24 protein-coding genes are annotated in these 21,256 nt (G+C 42.5%); 7 read left to right on the top strand and 17 right to left on the bottom strand.

Annotated features, from left to right (window positions below; all coding sequences use genetic code 11):
- Positions 1-6: 6 nt before the first annotated feature.
- The 5 genes from KAN5_RS13410 to KAN5_RS13430 all read right to left on the bottom strand — a co-directional run bounded on the left by KAN5_RS13410 (position 7) and on the right by KAN5_RS13430 (position 5,170).
- Positions 7-534, bottom strand: a complete 528-nt coding sequence (locus tag KAN5_RS13410; protein ID WP_016709013.1) for a cytochrome c oxidase assembly protein — start codon at positions 532-534, stop codon at positions 7-9.
- On the bottom strand, positions 534-2,135 hold the full coding sequence (gene ctaD, locus KAN5_RS13415; protein WP_016709012.1) for a cytochrome c oxidase subunit I: 1,602 nt from the start codon (positions 2,133-2,135) through the stop codon (positions 534-536). Before ctaD ends, KAN5_RS13410 begins: the two co-directional genes overlap by 1 nt.
- On the bottom strand, positions 2,135-3,277 hold the full coding sequence (coxB, locus tag KAN5_RS13420) for a cytochrome c oxidase subunit II (protein ID WP_016709011.1): 1,143 nt from the start codon (positions 3,275-3,277) through the stop codon (positions 2,135-2,137). The genes ctaD and coxB overlap by 1 nt, the downstream gene beginning before the upstream one ends.
- Positions 3,278-3,693: 416 nt before the next feature.
- Positions 3,694-4,311, bottom strand: coding sequence for a transcriptional repressor LexA (gene lexA / locus KAN5_RS13425; protein ID WP_016709009.1), 618 nt, complete (start codon positions 4,309-4,311; stop codon positions 3,694-3,696).
- 73 nt (positions 4,312-4,384) lie between these two features.
- On the bottom strand, positions 4,385-5,170 hold the full coding sequence (locus KAN5_RS13430) for a hypothetical protein (RefSeq protein WP_244389902.1): 786 nt from the start codon (positions 5,168-5,170) through the stop codon (positions 4,385-4,387).
- 120 nt (positions 5,171-5,290) lie between these two features.
- On the opposite strand from KAN5_RS13430, the gene KAN5_RS13435 reads away from it, so the two are divergent.
- The gene (locus KAN5_RS13435) at positions 5,291-5,734 is read left to right on the top strand and encodes a PaaI family thioesterase (RefSeq protein WP_016709007.1); all 444 of its coding nucleotides are present in this window, start codon (positions 5,291-5,293) and stop codon (positions 5,732-5,734) included.
- Here the strand turns inward: KAN5_RS13435 and KAN5_RS13440 are convergent.
- Positions 5,731-6,111: a hypothetical protein gene (locus KAN5_RS13440; RefSeq protein ID WP_029216163.1), complete on the bottom strand. Its 381-nt coding sequence runs from the start codon at positions 6,109-6,111 to the stop codon at positions 5,731-5,733. The two genes, KAN5_RS13435 and KAN5_RS13440, sit on opposite strands and share 4 nt — an antisense overlap.
- Positions 6,112-6,274: 163 nt before the next feature.
- On the opposite strand from KAN5_RS13440, the gene KAN5_RS13445 reads away from it, so the two are divergent.
- Positions 6,275-6,976: a hypothetical protein gene (locus KAN5_RS13445; RefSeq protein ID WP_244389903.1), complete on the top strand. Its 702-nt coding sequence runs from the start codon at positions 6,275-6,277 to the stop codon at positions 6,974-6,976.
- Between the two features lie 138 nt (positions 6,977-7,114).
- Positions 7,115-7,768, top strand: coding sequence for an endonuclease (locus KAN5_RS13450; protein ID WP_244389904.1), 654 nt, complete (start codon positions 7,115-7,117; stop codon positions 7,766-7,768).
- A gap of 37 nt (positions 7,769-7,805) precedes the next feature.
- Here the strand turns inward: KAN5_RS13450 and hmpA are convergent, their stop codons facing one another.
- From hmpA to KAN5_RS13465, 3 genes are read right to left on the bottom strand one after another with little or no spacing between them, the layout of a single operon-like run.
- Entirely contained in the window at positions 7,806-8,987 is a 1,182-nt protein-coding gene (gene hmpA, locus KAN5_RS13455; protein ID WP_016709003.1) for an NO-inducible flavohemoprotein, read from the bottom strand.
- Positions 8,988-9,005: 18 nt separating this feature from the next.
- Positions 9,006-10,238, bottom strand: a complete 1,233-nt coding sequence (locus KAN5_RS13460) for an NnrS family protein (protein WP_244389905.1) — start codon at positions 10,236-10,238, stop codon at positions 9,006-9,008.
- A complete protein-coding gene (locus KAN5_RS13465) occupies positions 10,238-10,507 on the bottom strand; it encodes a hypothetical protein (RefSeq protein WP_212748234.1) in 270 nt (89 codons plus the stop codon). The genes KAN5_RS13460 and KAN5_RS13465 overlap by 1 nt, the downstream gene beginning before the upstream one ends.
- A gap of 163 nt (positions 10,508-10,670) precedes the next feature.
- Here KAN5_RS13465 and norR point away from each other — a divergent pair, with 163 nt between their 5' ends.
- Positions 10,671-12,254, top strand: a complete 1,584-nt coding sequence (gene norR / locus KAN5_RS13470; RefSeq protein ID WP_244389906.1) for a nitric oxide reductase transcriptional regulator NorR — start codon at positions 10,671-10,673, stop codon at positions 12,252-12,254.
- Positions 12,255-12,269: 15 nt separating this feature from the next.
- On the opposite strand, the gene KAN5_RS13475 is transcribed toward norR, so the two are convergent.
- Positions 12,270-12,464, bottom strand: coding sequence for a hypothetical protein (locus tag KAN5_RS13475; RefSeq protein ID WP_244389907.1), 195 nt, complete (start codon positions 12,462-12,464; stop codon positions 12,270-12,272).
- Between the two features lie 29 nt (positions 12,465-12,493).
- Positions 12,494-13,390, bottom strand: coding sequence for a LysR family transcriptional regulator (locus KAN5_RS13480; RefSeq protein WP_016708998.1), 897 nt, complete (start codon positions 13,388-13,390; stop codon positions 12,494-12,496).
- Positions 13,391-13,523: 133 nt separating this feature from the next.
- Between KAN5_RS13480 and KAN5_RS13485 the strand changes: the two genes are divergently transcribed.
- On the top strand, positions 13,524-14,093 hold the full coding sequence (locus KAN5_RS13485) for an NAD(P)H-dependent oxidoreductase (protein WP_138554602.1): 570 nt from the start codon (positions 13,524-13,526) through the stop codon (positions 14,091-14,093).
- 11 nt (positions 14,094-14,104) lie between these two features.
- On the opposite strand, the gene KAN5_RS13490 is transcribed toward KAN5_RS13485, so the two are convergent.
- Positions 14,105-14,551 (bottom strand): TerB family tellurite resistance protein, encoded by a 447-nt coding sequence (locus KAN5_RS13490; protein ID WP_016708996.1) that lies wholly within the window; start codon positions 14,549-14,551, stop codon positions 14,105-14,107.
- A 95-nt stretch (positions 14,552-14,646) separates the two neighbouring features.
- Here KAN5_RS13490 and KAN5_RS13495 point away from each other — a divergent pair, with 95 nt between their 5' ends.
- Positions 14,647-15,018: a hypothetical protein gene (locus KAN5_RS13495; protein WP_016708994.1), complete on the top strand. Its 372-nt coding sequence runs from the start codon at positions 14,647-14,649 to the stop codon at positions 15,016-15,018.
- 10 nt (positions 15,019-15,028) lie between these two features.
- Here the strand turns inward: KAN5_RS13495 and KAN5_RS13500 are convergent, their stop codons facing one another.
- The gene (locus KAN5_RS13500) at positions 15,029-15,622 is read right to left on the bottom strand and encodes a hypothetical protein (protein ID WP_244389908.1); all 594 of its coding nucleotides are present in this window, start codon (positions 15,620-15,622) and stop codon (positions 15,029-15,031) included.
- A gap of 195 nt (positions 15,623-15,817) precedes the next feature.
- On the opposite strand from KAN5_RS13500, the gene KAN5_RS13505 reads away from it, so the two are divergent.
- Positions 15,818-16,129 carry a hypothetical protein gene (locus KAN5_RS13505; RefSeq protein ID WP_244389909.1) on the top strand — a complete coding sequence of 104 codons (312 nt, stop codon included), beginning with the start codon at positions 15,818-15,820 and terminating at the stop codon, positions 16,127-16,129.
- Between the two features lie 53 nt (positions 16,130-16,182).
- On the opposite strand, the gene leuD is transcribed toward KAN5_RS13505, so the two are convergent.
- From leuD to leuA, 4 genes are all read right to left on the bottom strand, one after another.
- A complete protein-coding gene (gene leuD / locus KAN5_RS13510) occupies positions 16,183-16,782 on the bottom strand; it encodes a 3-isopropylmalate dehydratase small subunit (RefSeq protein WP_016708991.1) in 600 nt (199 codons plus the stop codon).
- Complete coding sequence (gene leuC, locus KAN5_RS13515) at positions 16,782-18,182, bottom strand: 3-isopropylmalate dehydratase large subunit (protein ID WP_016708990.1); 1,401 nt, start codon at positions 18,180-18,182, stop codon at positions 16,782-16,784. The genes leuD and leuC overlap by 1 nt, the downstream gene beginning before the upstream one ends.
- A 76-nt stretch (positions 18,183-18,258) precedes the next feature.
- Positions 18,259-19,335, bottom strand: coding sequence for a 3-isopropylmalate dehydrogenase (gene leuB, locus KAN5_RS13520; protein ID WP_016708989.1), 1,077 nt, complete (start codon positions 19,333-19,335; stop codon positions 18,259-18,261).
- Positions 19,332-20,885, bottom strand: a complete 1,554-nt coding sequence (gene leuA / locus KAN5_RS13525; RefSeq protein ID WP_016708988.1) for a 2-isopropylmalate synthase — start codon at positions 20,883-20,885, stop codon at positions 19,332-19,334. The genes leuB and leuA overlap by 4 nt, the downstream gene beginning before the upstream one ends.
- Between the last annotated feature and the right edge of the window lie 371 nt (positions 20,886-21,256).

Here is a 21,256-nt window from a genome sequence, read left to right on the forward strand (position 1 = left end):
TTGCTCCTAATTACTAGCCACTAACTGACTACTAATATCAAACACGGTATAAGATAAGGTGAGCTCTTCTACATCATCTGGTAACTCTGTATCAACGTAAAAAAGTAACTTAAACTCAACCTCTTCACCGGCTTTCAATGGCTGTTGATCAAAACAAAAGCAGGCCATTTTGTGTAAATACTTGGCTGCTTTTCCTGGCGATACTGAAGGTACCGCCTGCATAACTTTATCTTCATTACTGAGGTTTTTTGCTTTAAACACTACTTCGCGCATTGCCCCAGGCTTTACTGCAACACTGTATTCAGCTGATTGCACCGTAAACGGTGCCCCACTTTGTGCATGAGTGGTAAAGCTCACATCCACCTCGCGTGCTTCATTAATACTGGTGCTTTGCTTCGCTTGTTCTAGCGATGGTTTACCATTGAGCCCGGTTACATCACAAAAAACGTCGTATAACGGCACCAACGCAAAGGCAAAAGCAAACATACCTAGGCATATCAGCACTAAACGCTTAAGCAGTGGTGCATGGCTCATTACTTGATCTCCGGTGGTGTTTCGAAGGTATGATATGGCGCGGGTGAATCTACTTCCCACTCTAATCCTTCAGCGCCATCCCAGACTTTCGCAGGCACTTTATTGCCACCTCTGGCGCACTTAAATACCACCACTACAAACAGTAATTGCGATAAACCAAAGGCAAAGCCACCAAGACTTATAATTGCGTTAAAATCAGCAAATTGCAGCGCATAGTCAGGAATACGACGTGGCATACCGGCAAGTCCCACAAAATGCATCGGGAAAAACAATACATTCACACTCACTAACGACAGCCAAAAATGCCACTTCGCCAAAGTGATATTAAACATATTGCCCGTCCATTTCGGTAGCCAGTAATAAGCCCCTGCCATGATTGAAAATACCGCGCCTGTGACTAATACATAGTGAAAATGTGCTACCACAAAGTAAGTATCGTGATACTGAAAATCAGCCGGGGTAATCGCTAACATCAAGCCTGAAAAGCCCCCTAAGGTAAACAACACGATAAATGCAATACTGAATAACATCGGCACTTCAAAACTAATTGAGCCGCGCCACATAGTGGCTACCCAATTAAATACTTTTACCCCCGTTGGCACTGATATCAGCATAGTTGCATACATAAAAAACAATTCAGCGGCGACGGGCATCCCTGTGGTAAACATATGATGCGCCCATACAATAAAGCTCAGTAAAGCAATCGAGGAGGTGGCATAAACCATAGAAGCATAGCCAAATAGCTTCTTGCGTGAAAAGGTAGGCACTATGGTCGATATAATGCCAAAGGCGGGTAAAATCATGATGTAGACTTCAGGATGACCAAAGAACCAGAAGATGTGTTGAAACATCACAGGGTCGCCACCGCCCGCTGCATCAAAAAAGCTCGTAGCAAAATACTTATCAGTGAGTACCATAGTCACCGCACCTGCCAATACTGGCATTACTGCAATTAATAAAAATGCGGTGATTAGCCAAGTCCAGACAAACAACGGAAGTTTCATCCATGTCATGCCTGGAGCACGCATATTCACTATGGTCACTATGACATTTATTGCGCCCATAATTGAGCTGATCCCCATAATATGCACAGCAAACACAAATAACGCAGTGTTATCATTACTGTAGGTGGTTGAAAGCGGTGCATAAAATGTCCAACCAAATGCAGGTCCGCCACCAGGCATAAACAATGACGCCAATAGAATTAAAAACGCGAATGGGAGGATCCAAAAACTCCAGTTATTCATGCGCGGCAAGGCCATATCTGGTGCGCCAATCATCAGTGGCACCATCCAGTTTGCAAGCCCTGTAAAGGCTGGCATAACCGCACCAAACACCATAATCAAACCATGTACTGTGGTCATCTGATTAAAAAAATGTGGTTCGACTAACTGCAACCCTGGCTGAAATAATTCAGCTCGGATCACCATTGCCATTGCGCCACCAATTAAAAACATGGTGAGCGAGAAAATTAAATATAAGCTACCAATATCTTTGTGATTGGTAGTAAATAGCCAGCGCTTAAACCCTTTAGCAGGGTGATGATGGCCATCATCATGATCTGCAGCTGTATTATCATGTTGCTGTGTTACGCTACTCATTATTTAGCCTCCGATGTTGCATCAAGCTCAGCTTGGATCTGACTCGGTTGAATAACATCGCCGGTATCATTACCCCACGCATTACGTTTGTAAGTAATAACCGCCGCTAATTGTTTAATTGATAATTGCTTAGCAAATGCTTGCATCGCAGTACCTGGGCGGCCATGTAGTACGACATCAATATGATCTTTAATATCACCAAGCACCACCGGATTGCCTTTCAGCGCAGGAAACACTCCTGGCAGCCCCATACCTGTTGGTTGATGGCATGCTGCACAACTGGCCATGTAAACTTGTTCACCCAACGTCATTAACTCTTCTTTAGGTAATGTTTGATCGAGTAATGCCGCATCCGCAGCAGCTGCTTTTTGCTTAGCTTGTTTAGCATCAGCCAGCCATGTCGCAAATTCTTGCTCAGATTTAGCTTCCACCACCACGGGCATAAAACCATGGTCTTTGCCGCACAACTCAGCGCATTGCCCGCGATAAATGCCCTGTTCATTTATTTTCGTCCACGTTTCATTGATAAAACCCGGGTTGGCATCTTTTTTAACCGCAAAATCAGGGACCCACCACGAGTGGATCACATCATCGGAGGTCATCAAAAAGCGTATTTTTTTATTGATTGGCAAGACTAAAGGTTTGTCTACCTCTAGAAGGTAGGTGTTAGTTTTATCCGCTTGATTGGTTATTTGTTCTTGTGGAGTTGATAGGATAGAGTAAAAAGCAACACCTTCGCCCATGTACTCATAATGCCATTTCCATTGTGACCCTGTAATTTTAATCGTTAAATCAGCTTTACTTGCATCCTCCATCGCAATCAACGTTTTAGTCGCAGGCACAGCCATCGCGATGAGAATAACAAATGGAATAGCAGTCCAAAGTATTTCAACTTTAGTACTTTCATGGAATTGGGCTGGAATAGCCCCTTTTGATTTACGATGATGTATTAACGCCCAAAACATAACGGCAAATACAATCACCCCAATCACACAACAAATTATAAATATAGTCATGTGTAGTTGATAAACATTATTACTTATATCGGTTACACCTTCGCGCATATTAAATTGGCTATTCGCCAACAATTGCTGCGGAAGCATAAGTAATATAAGCCACAAGGTAGCGCTCAGTTTACCCATGTGACGGCTCCTTTTGATGCTATTGCAAGACGCAAAGCGAAAAGGCGGCACTACTTTATTTCACGCCAATTCGTTATTTTTTTATTGTAACTGGTGATCAAACCTGCTTCAGAAAGTGCTTTTACTACAGAAACTCGCAACTTTTAAAGACAGTTGTTAACACAGTGTATTAACCAATTAGTTAAAAAACGAACAATTAGCAAGTTTTAGGGGCAATAAATTTCTCTTTTGGTGCATAAATAACAACTAAAAATCAGCGCGTTATTTTCTAATGGAGGGGATGTAGCAGTAGCCAAAAAGTAACCTAAAGTAGAGCTGGCAAGGGCTTGGGAAGCGTAGCTAAGTATTAAATTTAACCACTAAAGAAGTAAAAAAATTCAAAGCACCAAACTTCACCAATTTGGTGCGCAATAGGTTTACATCCAGTCAGCGTTACGGATCACGCCAACTGCCAGCCCTTCAATATTGAAAGATTCATGCTCCAAATCCACTTCAATTGGTGCAAATTCATCATTTTCAGCATGTAAGAAAACTTTTTTACCTGCTTTTTCAAGGCGCTTCACTGTTACATCATCATCAACACGAGCAACGACCACTTGGCCATTTTCAGCAACTTGAGTGCTATGTACTGCCAGTAAATCACCATCCATAATACCAATGTCTTTCATACTCATGCCTTGCACTCGTAATAAAAAGTCGGCAGCAGGTTTAAATAATAATGGGTCAACTTGGCAGTGACTCTCAACATGCTGCTCTGCCAAAATTGGCTCACCAGCAGCGACGCGGCCAATCAGCGGCAAACCTAGCTGCTCAGGCTCATCTTCCTCAACTAATTGAATACCACGGCTAGCGCCGGGCTTCATTTTTATAACACCTTTTTTAGCCAGTGCTTTTAGATGCTCTTCAGCTGCATTGGCGCTTTTAAAGCCTAACGTTTGCGCAATCTCAGCACGGGTTGGCGGCATACCGGTATCTTTAATAAATACTTTAATAAGTTCAAGAATTTGAGCTTGGCGATTCGTTAATGGGCGCATACAACTGGTTTTCCATACAGTACATTTAACTGTGAGTATATACAGTTATCTGAAAATCGCAAATATAAATTGACTATAAACGCGCCGTTAATAATAAGCTTACGCTATTTAAATCACTCTCAGAATCTAACGCCGAGCCAAGGCCAAACTTTAATGCTATATGCTGATTAAACCAATAGTGTGTTTGTAACTCATAGTTGTCACTAAGATGCTTTTCATTGCGTATATTAGCAATTAACCCCACTGACCAAGCCTGATTAACATAGTAAACAGCTTTACCTCGTACATATTTATAACGCCCTGCTAATTGTTTTAATTCTAAATCCCAACCTTGATTTTTATTGATATCTGTCCAGCGTACATAGGGCGCATATGTCCACTCTACTGCAACATTCTTAACCTCTTGCCGCCAATTGCTTTCAACACGACTGTAATAAGCGTTAAAACCAAGTTGTAGCTGCTCATTCATCTGCTTGCCAAGTGCAGCACTGACTAAGTAAGCTGTATCTTGCCAATCCTTGTTATCATCGGAGGTTCTTTGCAGACTGCCCTGCATAACTAACCCCTCGGGGCCATACACTGCTGCATCTGTATTTAAATAACTAAAATCACCGTTCGAAAACCCACCAAAAGCATAGTTATTGACTCTATTTAAGTCGGCTTTAAGATCATATGGCCCAGTTAGAGGCTCTAGATCTTCAGCAAAATAACGATAACGCGCTCCTAAAAATGACTCATCAAAACCGGCGAGGTCGGTAACACCCAAATCAAGCTGATGCTGTGTAGCAGCTATAGCTGGCGCCTGAGTAAGCACATTTACACACAATAATGCACCGAGTTCAAGTCCTCCTAACTTCATGCTTTAAACCTATTAACAAATACACAATAAAGGTACATTTTAACTATTTTTATGATCTTAACTGTAGAAAAATGTTTAAAAGTGTAGACTGAAAACTCACTAATTTAATGAGGCAGATTTATGAGTATTTGGTATCAACCGATCACCCTAGCGCAGTGCAAAGCATTAGATGAAGGCATTAATGGCCAAGGCACGTTAATGAAAACTATGGGGATTGAAATTAGTGAAATTGGCGATGATTATTTAGCCGCTACAATGCCTGCAATTCCAGCTCATCACAATCCTATGGGCATGGTACATGGCGGAGCAAATGTGGTGCTTGCAGAAACCGTAGCTAGCTACGCTGCAAACTTTGTAGTTGATTTTACGAAGTTTTATTGTGTTGGCCAAGAGATCAACGCTAATCACTTAAAAGCATCGCGTAATGGCACATTAACGGCAATTGCAAAACCGCTGCATTTAGGCAAACGAACATCGGTATGGGAAGTAAAAATCACCAATAGTCGTGGCGAATTATGCTGCGTATCAAGAATGACCGCAGCAGTTGTAGAGCGTAAAGGCTAGCTTGCCAGCGGATAAATCGTAATTTCAATTCCTGCACCAATCGCAGAGATACGCAATAATGTATCGGCACTGAGCGCTTGATTAAAACATTTTGGCGAAGTGCCTGATTCAAAGCCAATATCAAAGGTGCGTCTTGAGCATGATAACCACTGTTTTAATGCATTACGCGAGCACGACTCAATCAACTCACACAGGTGGTTAATTGCTTTATCTGGCGAGGTAACATCTTCTTTAGACTCAATACGTGCAAGTTGACGGTACTCATCTTTATCATAATGCAAAACCACAGCACTCTTTTTTAAGTCAGCAACTAGCAAACTAATATCTTGCTTTGATTCCAGCTCTAGATCTACATTTAAAAATTGAATTTCCGACATTGTTTCATTTTTACCCTGCGTTAATAACAACGCAAACTTTAACCCAATTTTACATTTATACCAAATCAACAGTGGATTTTATTATCTGCGACAATTTGCCACATTGGCAAACTCACTATAATTTATACAATAGCGCACTAATAATAACAAACAGGCTGAAGTAATGAATAAACGCATTTTTAAACATGCGCGCAAACTCCACAAATGGTTAGGTTACTTATTGGCATTACAAATTTTTGCATGGTTGCTTGGTGGTTTAGTGATGAGCGCCATCCCTCTTGAGAAAGTACACGGAAAGCACTTAGCTGCACGTCAATTAGATAACCCATTTACTCAAGCTGATTACCCTGCATCGCTAGATAACATTGTGTCCCAAGTACTTCGACCACAGCAAATAACTTATGAGCACTTTTTAACAACACCAATCATTACAGTGCATGGCCAAAGTGGTGATTACAGCTTTAATGGACTTACTGGGCGCCCTTTTATTGCTCCAACACAATCACAAATTATCGCCAATGCGAAAGCGCATCTACTAATAGATGCGCAAGCCAGCCAAGCAGTTAAGCTATCAACCGGCCCAAGAGAAGTAGGTTATAAAAAGAATATTTGGCAAGTCACTTTTGACGACAGTTTCAGTACCACATTATATTTACACGCAGATAGTGGCAAAGTTATTACCGTTCGCAGCACAATTTGGCGAATCTTTGATTTTTTCTGGATGCTGCATATTATGGATTATGATGAGCGTGAAGACTTTAACAACCCTCTACTGATCAGCTTTTCAGCCACCAGTGTATTATTTTGTATAACTGGTATTATTTTATTATTGCAAAATATCCGCTTGCGCCGCCGCACTCGTTAAACATAAGCGCGAGGTATTTCAATTTTCCTCGCGCTATTTATCATTGTATTTTAATCAACATACTCCGTTCACCTGATTTACCTATTTGAATGATCACTCTAAAATAGTGCTTCCTGTAGTTCACTAAAGTGATTGGATATGTCGCATTTTCTGCTTGCGCTAGTTTTGGCTTGCCTTAGTTTTAACCTCTACGCTGAACAATTTACTCGCTTTGCAAGTGCCAAAAAACACCTTATAAAAACCTTACCAGAAAACGCCACTAGCCTTTACTGTGGTTGTGATATAAAACGCCAAGGCAAAAAACTAGTACCCGATCCAACTGCATGTGGCTATGTGCCTCGCAACGCAGTCACTCGCTCAGGTAAACCAAATGCACGTGCTACTCGTATTGAATGGGAGCACATTGTTCCAGCGTGGGAATTTGGTCACCAGCTACAATGTTGGCAAGATGGCGGCCGAAAAAATTGTATTAAAACCAGTGCTCAATTTCGTAAAATGGAAGCAGATATAAATAACCTCGCACCGGCAATTGGCGAGATAAACGCCGACCGCTCTAATTATCGCTTTGGCATGATCACCGGGGATGCCAATCAATATGGTCGCTGCCAAGTAAAAGTCGACTTTAAACAAAGAGTAGTAGAGCCACCATTTTATGCACGAAAGCGCATCGCAGATGCCTACTTTTATATGCAAAAAACCTATGGTTTAAAAATATCCGACAAACAGCAAAAGTTGTTTAATGCTTGGCAAAATCAAGCTTTAGCAGCACAACAAAGCAATAAAGCACTCTAAGAGAAAGGCGCTATTAGCGCCTTGAAGTTTTGATTAATCAAATATCTTGATGTGGGCCAAACACTTCGTAATGGATACGTGCAGCATCAACATCAAGCGCGAGTAACTGCTGTTTAATTGCCGCCATAAACCCCGTTGGGCCACAGATATAGAAATCCCCTTCTCCTAGCGGTAGCTGCTTAGCAACAGCGCTGACATTCATCAACCCAGTAAATTCTGCCTCCTCGCCACCTTGATTAAACCAAGTGTAGTGATTTAACCGAGTATGCGCCGCGGCTTGCTCCACAAGAAATTGACTAAATGAATGTTGCTGGGTATTTTCACACGCATGTAAATAAGTAACCGTTTGATTCGTTGTATCACTTAATAACGTTTGTAGCATTGCCAGCATCGGTGTTTGACCAACGCCCGCAGAAATTAGTACCACAGGTTTATTATTTGCCCGCAAAAAGAAGTCACCAGCCGGTGGATAAAGCTCCACCACACTGCCCTCATCAAGTGAATGCAAGTAATTCGATACAATCCCCGCAGCTGGCACTAACTCTTTTTTCACGCTAATGCGGTAATTTTCACCATTACTTTGCTGAGAAATAGAGTATTGACGTATCTCACTATACTGCGCATCAGTGGGCTTCACTTTAATGCCTAAATACTGCCCTGGCTTATGGGTTATTACCGCTTTACCATCAACCGGTACTAACGTAAAACTGGTTACTAACTCTGATTCTGCTTGTTTCTTCGCAATGATAAACTGACGTGTGCCTGACCAGCCACCGTGATTATTTTTACTATGCGCGTATAGTGCGGCTTCCTCGGTGATACAAATATCAGCCAGTAATGCATACGCTTCACGCCACGCATATTCAACTTCAGGTGTAAATTGCGCTGGGATCAATTCTTTTAACGTGCCAATTAAATGCCCGCCAACAATCGGATAATGCTCAGGCAATATATGCATACTGGCATGCTTATGATTAATACGTGCTAGTGCTTCTTTTAACACGGCCAGATTATCAATATTTTGCGCATACGCTGCCAATGCATTAAACAATGCAAATTGCTGACGGCCACTGCGTTGATTCGCCATATTAAAAATATCTTGCAGCTCAGGATTATGGCTAAACATGCGATTATAAAAATGCTCAGTAACGACCGTGCCCGCCTCTGCCAATAAAGGCACGGTGCTTTTAACTATTGCAATGGTTTTATCAGATAACATACGACTTCCTAACATCAATTAACCACGACGCCCATCAACACGACGCCGCGTTAAGATAGGAATACAATGGATCAAGAACAATAAAAATGCCACCAGCCACAACACAGCGCTAAGCTGCCACGCTATATGTGGCCCAATAACAAAGGGTAATAACGAACGAACAATCGCTGCAACAAGCACTAAAGCAAACGCCACAGCCATAAAGTGTGGAATAGTTAAAGGACGCCCAGTATGACCATGCGATACGCGAGTCATCATGGCTACAATCATCATGCCAATCGTACCTATGGTGATCATGTGTAATGCATCTTTAAATAAGATCACAGGGCTATAAAAACTCAGTGCAACCAACACCAAACCAACCCCAAGCGCTAGGTACGAAAAGTGCAACGACCAGAGTAACGGCACTTTGAGCATTTTATTATTCCACCACAACAATGAGCGACTTAAATGCAATACAGCAACAGCGGCCAATGCCCAACCGGGATTAACACTCGGTATAAATAACTGGCTGATAAAATAAAGCGCAACAGCAAATAACGAGCTGTAAAGCAGCACTTTATCTAAACGCCCAGTACGCACTTGCTCAGCTAAGCCCAAACCGCGAGCGGTAAAAAAGGGCAGCACTCGCCCCGCAACCACACCTACCAGCAACGTCATAACCAACACGGCGGTATCAACAACAGCAAGTGCCAACAGCATGTTCTGCTCAATAGCCAACCATAAGTAGATAATATTTAACGCACACAAGGCGCTTAAAATCGGCAAAAATTGATAGTTATTTTTGTTATTTGCTTTAAGCAACATGTTAGCCAGCGCCGTAATTGCTGCTGACCACCACAGTAATTGCAGTAATAACACCGCATACAAATTAACGTTTTCAATACCAGTACCGGTAATAAAAAACGCAGCTCGGGCTGCCAGCCACACTAGGGTTAGTAGCATCAATTTACTCCCGCTGATACTCGCAACCCCGGTCCAGGTTTGTGCTGCGGTTAACAAAAACCCCACCGCAACAGCACCTGCAAAACCAAACATCATTTCGTGAGCATGCCAGAGCGTGGCTGGTATAGTTAGGCGCCAACGAGCATGACCCGTTAAAATAAGTAACCAATAGCCAATCGACAACACAGCCAATAAGCCAGCACCTAAAAAATAGGGTCGAAATGCCAACATCCATAACGGCCATTGGCTCACTTGGTACACCCGTACTTTTTCTGGCATGGGCTCGGTTAAATTGATTGGTCGCATTAACGTACCTCCTTTCCTAATCCATTAAGTGCTATGCAGCGCAGTACATAACTTATTTTTAAAATTGTGGCGGCAATAATCGTTGCTATATGCGCGACAATTTGTAATTGCATACTCAGTAGCTCAGCAAGCGGATAGCTCAATAAAACCGTGGCTATCATCACTAAGGCACTGACAGCGAGCGCTATATTTGCGCCACTTAACAGTTTAGAGTAGAAATCTGTGGCAACAGATACCTCGTAATAGTTATTAGATGCTGGCATTAACATAACAAGCTCACTTATGTATTCATGTATAACAATGCTATTGCACAGACCAAGCCAACATTTAAATTATATATTTTTCATTCGGTTACACTATTCCAGCTTGACAAAAAAGTCATTATGACTCACTCTTAAACAAATCAAATAAACACACTTGAGTCATTTTGACATGATAAATAATCAACGCTTATTAAATGCTGCCATTACGCTTGCTAAAGTGAATACTCAAGTTGAACCTTTTCAGCAGCTTATTGATTGCATTCAACAGCTGATCCCAAGTGATGCAATTGCCTTACTGACCCTACAAGGGGATGTATTAAAACCACACGCAATTGATGGCCTAACACCTGATACCTTAGGCCGTCGCTTTGTTATTAAAGAGCATCCGCGCCTACAGGCTATTTGTAATGCTAAACACCCTTTACAATTTGCCCACGACTGCCCAATGCCAGATCCGTATGATGGTTTACTCAGTGCTAAAGCTGGGGATATCCCCGTACACGCTTGTTTGGGAATGCCATTATTTGATAACAATGAAAATTTACTCGGAGTGCTGACCCTTGATAGCCTCAACGCGAGTGCGTTTGATAATTTAAGCCTTGAGCACTTAACTCAATTGAGCACGCTTTGTGCTGCGCATTTACACACCACACTGCAATTGCAGCAATATCAAAGTCATGCACAACATAGCAGTGCCTTAGTGCAAGAGCTAAACCGTGAAGCGCTGACCCGCGATGGAGTGGAAATCATTGGTCAAAGCCCTGCAATGCAAACCCTTAAAAATGATATAAAACTGGTTGCAGCGTCTGAATTTAGCGTGCTGATCCAAGGTGATACCGGAGTCGGCAAAGAGTTGGTGGCACGCAACATTCACCTTCATTCTAAACGTAGTGAAAAGCCGCTAATTCACCTCAATTGTGCGTCACTACCCGAGAACCTCGCCGAAAGTGAGTTTTTTGGTCATGCTAAGGGCGCATTTACTGGAGCAGAAAGTGCCCGCCAAGGTAAATTTCAACTCGCTGATGGCGGCACCTTATTTTTAGACGAAATTGGCGAACTGCCTCTTACCATGCAAAGCAAGTTATTGCGCGTATTACAAAGTGGTGAAATTCAAACGGTTGGTGAAGATGAAGTGAAATACGTGGATGTGCGAGTTATTGCTGCGACAAATCGCAATTTAAAGAATGAAGTAGCCGAAGGTCGTTTTAGAGCCGATCTCTATCATCGCCTCAGCGTATATCCACTCATTGTTGCACCACTGAGTGAGCGTGAAAATGATGTAATTCTATTAGCCGGTTATTTTGTTGAGCAAACCGCTCGCAAACTAGCAATAAAACAACTCAAACTCAGTGTCGAAACACAACTCTTGCTCACTCAATATGACTGGCCAGGAAATGTGCGTGAACTTGAACATGTCATAAGCCGTGCAGCTCTCAAAGCTAAACAAGCGCAATGGCAGCAGGCTATTATCACGATCACCCCTGCGCATTGTGATTTAAATCTAACTGCTTCATCTAATCATGATTCAGCAAAGCACCATACAACTTCTGCTCCAGTGCTAACTTACCCAGTCAATAGTCGTAACTTATCACTCAAGCAGGCCACCGACACGTTTACTCATCATTTAATTAGCCAGCAACTAGAGCAGCATGATTTTAATTGGGCCGCCACCGCCCGCACTTTGCATGTAGATAGAGCTAATTTAGTCAGGCTCGCAAAGCGCTTAGGTATTGCAGTAAAAAAATCATTTTAGTTGGTAAATCAAAATTTAAAGAGGCGTTAAAGCACTTTCATCTGGCATTAAACATGGCGTGGCTAAATAGTGTTTAGCCACGCTTTTTGCTTCAGGCGGAAAATACACGATAACCTCACAATGTAGTCCATGTGGCGCAACATGACGGACAAATAGCGGTAACTTACCTGCACTGTGCTTAATTTTATCAAGCTCTGAACTTGCAAGCATCGCATCTCCAAGGTTTTTGCAATACCACATCAGCCTAATTTACGCTCTTGGAAGTAGGCTTTTAGTAATTGACTAAACGCTTGCACTTTAGCGGTACGATGCACTAAATGATGAGTCACTAGCCATAAATCAGTCGGCCAATTAAGTTCATTCGCCAATACTGGGATCAGTTCAGGGTATTGCGCTGCAACATCATGCTGTAAACCACCAATACCTAGCCCTTTTACGATTGCTCGGGTCGCTTCTGAGGTTTCAGAAACGCGGAGTTTCACTTGCTCAGTAGGAATATTTTCATCAACCCAAGCGAAGTAAGGTACTTTACCGTTGTAACCCGCTACCCCAGAAACAAAATTATGCAGTGGCAGCTGGTTGAGAGTTTTCGGCATCCCGTACTTATCTATATAACGTTTAGAGGCGTAAAACCCGGATGATAAATGTGCTAAGTGCTGAGCGATATAATCACCTTCATCTGGGCGAGGCCCTGCGCGCACAGCAATATGTGCTTGACCGTGATCAAGGCGAAGGCGTTTTTGATCAAGTATGACTTCTAATTGCACCTGCGGATGCAAACTTTGAAACTGCTCGCATACATCACTTAACACATCAATAAAGCCGCTAACTGTTGTAAGCAACAAACTGCCACGCAAGGTGCTGTCTGCAGCAATAATATCGTTATGTAAGCGCTCAAGTTCACTGTTGATAGATTGCGCCGCAGTAAATAACTTAGCGCCTATTTCTGTCACTTTATAACCACGGGCATGACGATGGAATAAACGTGCGTTTAAGCTTTGTTCTAAATTATTGATCCGCCGCAGTACTGTGCTGTGGTGCACGTTGAGCTTTTCGGCCGCGGCCGTTAATGTGCCGAGTCGCGCCACTTCATAAGCGACTTTTACATCTTGCCAGTCATCAAATTGGATTGCCATACTCGCCCTTTCACTAGATTGTGCATATATGCACATAAGTTTTGCGTTTATTTGGCTTTTCTGCAAGTAAAAATTTGCTAAAGTAACTTATAGACAAACTAATCATAACTTAACCAACATTAAGGCGAACACTATGACTGCACCAAAAATTATTGCCTTAGCAGGCAGCTTGCGTAAAGACAGCTTTAATCAAAAATTGATCAATGAGGCAGCCCGCTTTGCATTAGAAAGCGGCGCAGAAGTAGAAGTGATCAAACTTGCAGATTTAAACTTACCTATGTTTGACGAAGATATAGAAGCGCAAGGTACACCTCAAGGCGCACAGCTATTAAAAGACAAATTACGTGCTGCGGATGGCATCTTACTAGCCAGCCCTGAGTACAATGGTTCGATCACCGCTGTATTAAAAAATGCCATTGATTGGGCATCACGCACCGAACAAGGCGCGGTTCCTGCATTTCGTAACAAGGTAACAGCATTATACGCCTCATCGCCGGGTGGCTTAGGCGGTTTACGTGGCTTAAACCATGTGCGCGATATTTTATCGGGTATTGGTAGCCTAGTGTTAGCTGATCAACTAGCTGTACCAGCAATTCACACTGTATTAGATGAAACAGGCCGCATTAGCGACCCAGTAACAGCTGAAAAAGTAGCTGGCCTAGCTCAACAACTTGTAAGCGTGACGAGTAAACTGAGCAAATGAGTAAGGTGACTCTAAGAGAGCTTTGTCGCGGCTAACTTTGCGGCGATAAAGTCCTCGTGAGTTACATACAATAAACTAGCAACACGACGAATTACATACTCTTCTTGCGGATCAAGCTCACCATCGGCATAAGCTAAACGCCATAACAGCTCAATTATTTCAATACGCTGTGCGGCGTTGCATTGCGCATTAATTTGTTTAGAAAACTGAAAGTAGTCAATTGCCTCATCCAAACTCTTGCCAGCTTGCTCTGTTAATTGTGCAACGTCTTCATCACTTAAGTTAAAATATTTTTTTAAAGTCAATGCTAACGTTTGCAGCTCATCTGCTTGCTGCTCACTATCGGCACGCATTACCTCAATCAGTAACGCAGCTATTGCCGTTTTTAAATCATGTTCTTGCATCGTCGATTGCTGTTCATTAAATGACGAAAAAAGCTGTTTAATTTGTTTGAACATCACATTTTCCCTTTTTGGGTGTTAGACTTAAATCATAACTTAGGCACCACTTTAGTGAAATCAATGGTGCAATACAATAATGGAGTGCAAGGTTTATGACAGGAAAAATAGCGCATTGCTTAAAAATAAGCAGCATTTTAACGCTATTGGCAAGCTGCACTGTGGCGCAAGCAGAAAAAGGTGAGACCGAAAAACTCTATGATTTTGATGAAAAAGTACATTATTACCAAACTAAAATTGATAATAATAACTACCATTTAGAAATTCAGTCTGACGACTATCAACACTTTAAAAACCAAAGCGTGTTTTTACTACGCCATGCTAATCGCTTATGCCGTGGTAATTCGTTTATGTTAAAGGTGACTGATGGCGTACAAGAGTATGACCGTTTTCCAACCAAACCTCGTAAATATCAGCCACCATTAACGGTATTTCTGCAATGTGAGACAGAGCCCACAAAAGACTAGGCTTTTCTTTCTAGTCTTTATAACCCCAAGGTGCAGCAGGTGGTGTAACTGGTTTGGTTAAATCAAAGTCCACACGAAACTCACGACCTTGGCGAATTAAACGGTAAGTGAATTTTTCAGGGTAAATATACATCTGCCATGTATTACCAATCGATTGCGGAATACCTTGGCTAACAAATAATTCTTTTGAATATTGATCCGCAGGGAATGATTGCACATTAGTAAAACCCGCATCAACGGTGTGACCACCATACATGGTTGATACGTCATCAGTGCCATCTTTATGACGATGATCGTGCTTTAAGCTCAAACCACTGCCTGTTTTAGTTATGATCCAGGTACGTGATGCATCATCACCCACATGAAACGGCACTTGTAGCTCACGCTCGTTACAGCGGCGCACATGCATCACCAATTTTTTACCTGCAAATGAACTCGGCCCAGTGGCATTATCAACCGTTACAGTCCCTTCATACGCTTTACCACAGTGAGCAGCAATATTATCAAAAAAACCATCATGGCTTGGAATAGAAACCAAAGGCGCAGGGCGTGCAAACGCCGCCGCAGATGCCAGTAATAGAGTCGCCGCAGTTAATAATCTCATAATCTGTTCCTAAAAATATAAAGGAGCAGCTTAGCGTGTTAATAAAAACAAAGGAAGTAATCGCGGTGAGTGGTAGTTCAGCTATAAGTAAGCGAGATAAAAGTTAGCGGGACGAAAAACAAAAGCGAACATCATTGTTGAACTTAAGTGAAAAAAAACTTATGTTTTTAAAAGAAATAAATTGGGAGAGATAATATGGAAAATTACCCTATATTGGCGTTTATTTTAATTTGTGCGCTATTTATTATACAAAACCGTAAATATAATGCGCTGCTTACACACTTATCACAGGCATACCCAGCACAATGGGAGCAATTAGCTAAAAATACACTCGGCGATACCTCACGCTCCGCTATTGCAGCTAATTTACATGAATCACTCAAAAGTGGCTTTTTCTCAACCCTAGACGACCCAAAAATTAATCAATTTAAAAGACTTAAAACGATTAACATGACTGTTTGTAGTGTACTTGCTGTACTAGGCTTGACGATTGCTTATATGTATTAACCACATAAAACGCGGCCTTAGCCGCGTTTCATTTTTAATAACTTTTAAACCTTTTACTGCCAAGGGCGCTCGGCGTTAAGCTTTGCTTCAAAGGCGTCGATTTGTGGGTTGAGGGTTTCGGTCACGCCGATAAAATCTAAACCACTTAATAAACGCTCTTTTACGTCTTTGCGAATATCAAAACTAATTGGTGCAAACTTGTTACTGGTAAGCTGCTGATTTTCAAGATCAATGTCGATATGAATATCGTCATGTTGCTCGCTCAGTACAAATAAGTCTTCCAATGTTTGCGCAGGAAGTGCAATCGCAAGCATTTGGTTATTGCCGCAGTTATTAAAGAAAATATCAGCAAAGCTTTCCGCTAAAATTACTTCAAAACCATATTGCTTAAGCGCCCATGGTGCATGCTCGCGTGATGAGCCACAGCCAAAGTTATCGCGAGTTAGCAGTATTTGCGCACCTTGGTAACAGGGGCGATTTAAAATAAACTCAGGGTTTGGCTCGCCGTTATCTAAATAACGCCAATCGTAAAACAACGCCGCATCAAAGCCATCACGGCTGGTTGAGGTTAAAAACTGCTTAGGGATAATTTGATCGGTATCGACATTGTTTTTATCAAGTGGGGCCATTAAGCCACTAAAAAAAATGCTCATTAGGCTTCTCCTCTTATATCAACAAAGCGACCATGAATTGCTGCCGCAGCGGCCATTGCAGGGCTCACTAAGTGTGTACGGCCACCACGGCCTTGGCGACCTTCAAAGTTACGGTTAGATGTAGATGCACAGCGTTTGCCAGCACCTAAACGGTCGTCATTCATGGCTAAACACATTGAACAACCTGGTTCACGCCACTCAAAGCCGGCAGCTTTGAAAATATCGGCTAAGCCTTCATCTTCGGCTTGTTTTTTGACAAGGCCAGAGCCTGGTACGATTAACGCCTCAACACCTGGGGCTACTTGCTTACCTTCAACAATGTGTGCTGCCGCTCGTAAGTCTTCAATTCGACTGTTGGTACACGAACCAATAAATACCGTATCTACAGTGGCTGACGATAACTTATCACCGGCTGTTAAGCCCATATACTTAAGTGCGCTGCGAATCGCATCCGCTTTAATTAAATCAGGCTCTTGGTCTGGATCTGGAATACACTCATCAACACCAATAACTTGCTCAGGGCTGGTGCCCCAGGTAATTTGTGGCTGGATGCTGCTTGCTTCAAGCTCAACTTCTAAGTCAAACTGCGCGCCTTCGTCAGTTTTTAGAGTTTCCCAATAAGCAACTGCTGCTTCAAAATCATCACCTTGTGGAGCAAATGGACGGCCTTTCAAGTAATCATAAGTAATTTGATCTGAAGCAATTAAACCCGCTTTAGCGCCCATTTCAATACTCATGTTACATAGCGTCATGCGCGCTTCCATTGACAGCGCTTCAATGCCTTCACCACAAAATTCTGCAACATAACCCGTACCACCAGCAGTGCCTAGCTTACCAATCACCGCCATGATCAAATCTTTAGCCGTAACAGTTGGACGCAGAACGCCATTAATTTGGATTTTTAACGACTTGGCTTTTTTCTGCTGTAAGGTCTGCGTAGCTAAGACGTGCTCAACCTCAGAAGTACCAATGCCGTGGGCAAGTGCACCAAATGCACCATGGGTTGACGTATGGCTATCGCCGCACACTATCGTCGTACCTGGTAAGGTGATCCCTTGCTCAGGCCCCATTACATGCACGATACCTTGGTTAATTGAATTTAAATCATAAAGTACAATGCCAAACTCTTTACAGTTGGCATCAAGCGCCATTAATTGGTTTTTAGATACTTCACTGGCAGCATCTAATGAACGACTTTTGGTCGAGACATTATGATCCATAGTCGCAATGGTTTTCTCTGGGCAACGTACTTTACGGTTTTTCTCACGAAGGCCTGCGAATGCTTGCGGTGATGTCACTTCGTGCACTAAATGACGGTCAATATAAAGTAAGTCGGTTTGCTCATTAATACTAGCTACAACATGTGCTTGCCAGATTTTATCGTATAACGTTTGGGCCACTTGCTGATCCCCTAATCAGTTTGACTCGCCGCGTGACGGTGCAGCGAGTGAATAATTGTTTAAATAGCCGCTCGCTTTATATGCGAGCAACAATCGCTGCGGCAACATCCTGCGTGGTATAACCCGCATTTGGATAGATATCTGGCGTGCCTACACCAGCTTCAACCGCTTCGGCAACGGCTTTTTCGATGCTGCGCGCGGCTTCATCTTGGCCTAGTGAATAACGTAACATTAACGCCGCACTTAAAATTTGCGCAATAGGGTTAGCGACCCCTTTACCAGCAATATCAGGTGCTGAACCACCCGCTGGTTCATACATACCAAAACCTGATTGGTTTAAGCTAGCTGACGGTAATAAGCCCATAGAGCCTGTGATCATTGCGCATTCATCTGATAAAATATCACCAAATAAGTTATCACACAGTAACACATCAAACTGGCTTGGCTGCTTAACTAACTGCATTGCTGCGTTATCAACGTAAATATAATCTAGGCTTACTTCTGGATAGTCCTTACTTACCTCTGTAACCACTTCGCGCCATAACACGCTCGAAGCAAGTACATTCGCTTTATCAACTGAGGTTACATGATTATTACGTAATTTTGCTGCTTCAAAAGCGAAACGAGCGATACGTTCAATTTCCTTGCGTGAATAAGTTTGCGTATCGAATGCCGATTCCTCAGCACCTTCGCCACTGCGGCCTTTTTCACCAAAATAAATACCACCGGTCAGCTCACGCACACATAAAATATCAAAGCCTTGTGCACTAATATCAGCGCGCAGCGGTGATGCAGCACTTAGCGCTGGTAACAGTTGCGCTGGGCGTAAGTTACAAAACAAGCCAAAGTGTTTACGCAGCGGTAATAGTGAAGCTCGCTCAGGTTGTTCATTGGCAGGTAGGTGCTCCCATTTAGGGCCGCCCACTGAACCAAATAAAATCGCATCAGCACTTTCGCAGGCAGCTAGAGTTTGATCAGGTAACGCTTTACCAAATTGATCAATCGCAGCACCACCAATAGCATGATGATGACGAGTTAAAGTAAAACCAAATTTACTGCTCACAGCATCCAATACTTGCTCTGCTGCTGCCATTACTTCTGGGCCGATACCGTCGCCTGCTAATACTGCAACGCTGTAATTTGATTGACTCATCCTGCTTTCCTTTGTTGTTTTAAATCAGACACTTTTTGTGCGCGATAAATTAAGTTATAAACGCGGATCATAGCGCGCACTGACGCTTCAACCACATCCGCTGCGATACCTGCACCATGATAAGGGCGGCCATCATATTTAGCGATTATATTTACCTCCCCTAGAGAGCTGGCGCCTTCACCGGTGGCCTCTAGGTTAAACTCAATCATTTCAACAGCCATGCCTGTTAAACGCTCAATCGCTAAGAATGACGCTTCTACAGGGCCATTACCGGTAGCCGCTTCTTGCTTAGACTCACCATTAATCGTCATACCGATTGTAGAGCTTGCTACTGATTGCGAGTTAGATGTTGAGTTAACAAACTCTAATTGGTATTTATCATCTTTATCACTAATTTGATTAAAATAAATCATCGCTTCAAGATCATAGTCATACACTGTGCCTTTTTGATCGGCAAGGGTTAAGAAGCTTTCATATAGGCTATCCATATCATAATCAGACTTTTGATAGCCTAATTCTTCAAGGCGGTGCTCAATAACATGACGCCCTGAACGAGAGGTCATGTTTAGTTGGTTATTTGGCACGCCGACACTTTCTGGCGACATAATCTCATAGGTATTTTGCGCTTTTAATACGCCGTCTTGGTGAATGCCAGAACTGTGAGCAAACGCATTCTCGCCGACAATGGCTTTATTTGGCTGCACCGGCATATTACAAATTTTTGCCACTTGGCGAGACGCACGGTAAATTTCTTCACTACGGATATCAGTATGCACTTTTAAGTGGTCTTGACGCATTTGCATGATCATCGCCACTTCTTCAAGCGAACAATTACCCGCACGCTCACCAATGCCATTGATCGTACATTCGATTTGCCGTGCTCCGGCTTGTACTGCAGCAATTGAATTAGCAACCGCTAAACCTAAATCATTATGGCAATGCACACTTAAACGCGCTTTATCGATATTTGGCACGTTATTCATCAAATGACGGATCATCGCCGCATATTCATCTGGTGTTACATAGCCAACTGTATCTGGTAAATTGATAGTAGATGCGCCAGCATTAATTGCCTGCTCAACTATTTTACATAAATCCCAATGCGGCGTTCGACCAGCATCTTCACATGAAAATTCCACATCATCAGTATAGTTACGCGCAAGTTTAATTGATTTAACCGCCATGGCTGTGGCGTCATCTAAACTCATGCGTAATTTATGTTCTAAATGCAAAGGACTCGTAGCAATAAATGTATGAATACGACTTTGTTGAGCTGTACGCAGGGCTTCACCGCAAGCTTCGATATCTTTAGCAACAGCACGTGCTAAACCACAAATAATTGGCCCTTTAACTTCTGTAGCAATACGTTGCACTGAACGAAAGTCAGCAGGGCTTGAAACCGGAAAGCCAACTTCCATTACATCCACATTTAGGCGGCTAATGGTATGCGCCAATTGGATTTTATCTTCTTCAGTCAGGCTTGCTTTAAGCGCCTGCTCACCATCACGTAAGGTGGTGTCAAAAATCCATACTTTATCTTGATCTTGCATAATCTGCCCTTAATTCTCAGCTACCCTGATTGCGAGATAAAAAAAACCCCGCATATTGCGGGGTTTTTTGTGTTTACTTAATGCAAATACACTAATCCCCGCTCACGTGCGCTAGCAGTAAGAGGTTTAGTTTTAATGTAATTAAACGTGTATTTTGCATCATCTTTACTAAATGTGTGTGTTCAGTGAGCCCTATTTTTAACACTTCAAAACACTGCTTGCAAGCATAATCTCACCTTTAAAATAATAAAAAAGCACAATCAAAGAAATAAAAAACCTTAAAAACACAAAAGTCGAGATATAAAATCCACAATAAACTCAAGGTGCCGATAAGATACTTGGCTTTATGGTAGATCCTGCTTAGATAAGTT

This window comes from Pseudoalteromonas sp. KAN5 (assembly GCF_022846535.1).
GTDB classification, from domain to species: domain Bacteria; phylum Pseudomonadota; class Gammaproteobacteria; order Enterobacterales; family Alteromonadaceae; genus Pseudoalteromonas; species Pseudoalteromonas haloplanktis.

Bases quoted from the DNA above. Each gene is read 5' to 3' on its own strand.
- KAN5_RS13410 (WP_016709013.1), bottom strand. From the start codon at position 534: ATGAGCCATGCACCACTGCTTAAGCGTTTAGTGCTGATATGCCTAGGT.
- ctaD (WP_016709012.1), bottom strand. From the start codon at position 2,135: ATGAGTAGCGTAACACAGCAACATGATAATACAGCTGCAGATCATGAT.
- coxB (WP_016709011.1), bottom strand. From the start codon at position 3,277: ATGGGTAAACTGAGCGCTACCTTGTGGCTTATATTACTTATGCTTCCG.
- lexA (WP_016709009.1), bottom strand. From the start codon at position 4,311: ATGCGCCCATTAACGAATCGCCAAGCTCAAATTCTTGAACTTATTAAA.
- KAN5_RS13430 (WP_244389902.1), bottom strand. From the start codon at position 5,170: ATGAAGTTAGGAGGACTTGAACTCGGTGCATTATTGTGTGTAAATGTG.
- KAN5_RS13435 (WP_016709007.1), top strand. From the start codon at position 5,291: ATGAGTATTTGGTATCAACCGATCACCCTAGCGCAGTGCAAAGCATTA.
- KAN5_RS13440 (WP_029216163.1), bottom strand. From the start codon at position 6,111: ATGTCGGAAATTCAATTTTTAAATGTAGATCTAGAGCTGGAATCAAAG.
- KAN5_RS13445 (WP_244389903.1), top strand. From the start codon at position 6,275: ATGAATAAACGCATTTTTAAACATGCGCGCAAACTCCACAAATGGTTA.
- KAN5_RS13450 (WP_244389904.1), top strand. From the start codon at position 7,115: ATGTCGCATTTTCTGCTTGCGCTAGTTTTGGCTTGCCTTAGTTTTAAC.
- hmpA (WP_016709003.1), bottom strand. From the start codon at position 8,987: ATGTTATCTGATAAAACCATTGCAATAGTTAAAAGCACCGTGCCTTTA.
- KAN5_RS13460 (WP_244389905.1), bottom strand. From the start codon at position 10,238: ATGCGACCAATCAATTTAACCGAGCCCATGCCAGAAAAAGTACGGGTG.
- KAN5_RS13465 (WP_212748234.1), bottom strand. From the start codon at position 10,507: ATGTTAATGCCAGCATCTAATAACTATTACGAGGTATCTGTTGCCACA.
- norR (WP_244389906.1), top strand. From the start codon at position 10,671: ATGATAAATAATCAACGCTTATTAAATGCTGCCATTACGCTTGCTAAA.
- KAN5_RS13475 (WP_244389907.1), bottom strand. From the start codon at position 12,464: ATGCTTGCAAGTTCAGAGCTTGATAAAATTAAGCACAGTGCAGGTAAG.
- KAN5_RS13480 (WP_016708998.1), bottom strand. From the start codon at position 13,390: ATGGCAATCCAATTTGATGACTGGCAAGATGTAAAAGTCGCTTATGAA.
- KAN5_RS13485 (WP_138554602.1), top strand. From the start codon at position 13,524: ATGACTGCACCAAAAATTATTGCCTTAGCAGGCAGCTTGCGTAAAGAC.
- KAN5_RS13490 (WP_016708996.1), bottom strand. From the start codon at position 14,551: ATGTTCAAACAAATTAAACAGCTTTTTTCGTCATTTAATGAACAGCAA.
- KAN5_RS13495 (WP_016708994.1), top strand. From the start codon at position 14,647: ATGACAGGAAAAATAGCGCATTGCTTAAAAATAAGCAGCATTTTAACG.
- KAN5_RS13500 (WP_244389908.1), bottom strand. From the start codon at position 15,622: ATGAGATTATTAACTGCGGCGACTCTATTACTGGCATCTGCGGCGGCG.
- KAN5_RS13505 (WP_244389909.1), top strand. From the start codon at position 15,818: ATGGAAAATTACCCTATATTGGCGTTTATTTTAATTTGTGCGCTATTT.
- leuD (WP_016708991.1), bottom strand. From the start codon at position 16,782: ATGAGCATTTTTTTTAGTGGCTTAATGGCCCCACTTGATAAAAACAAT.
- leuB (WP_016708989.1), bottom strand. From the start codon at position 19,335: ATGAGTCAATCAAATTACAGCGTTGCAGTATTAGCAGGCGACGGTATC.
- leuA (WP_016708988.1), bottom strand. From the start codon at position 20,885: ATGCAAGATCAAGATAAAGTATGGATTTTTGACACCACCTTACGTGAT.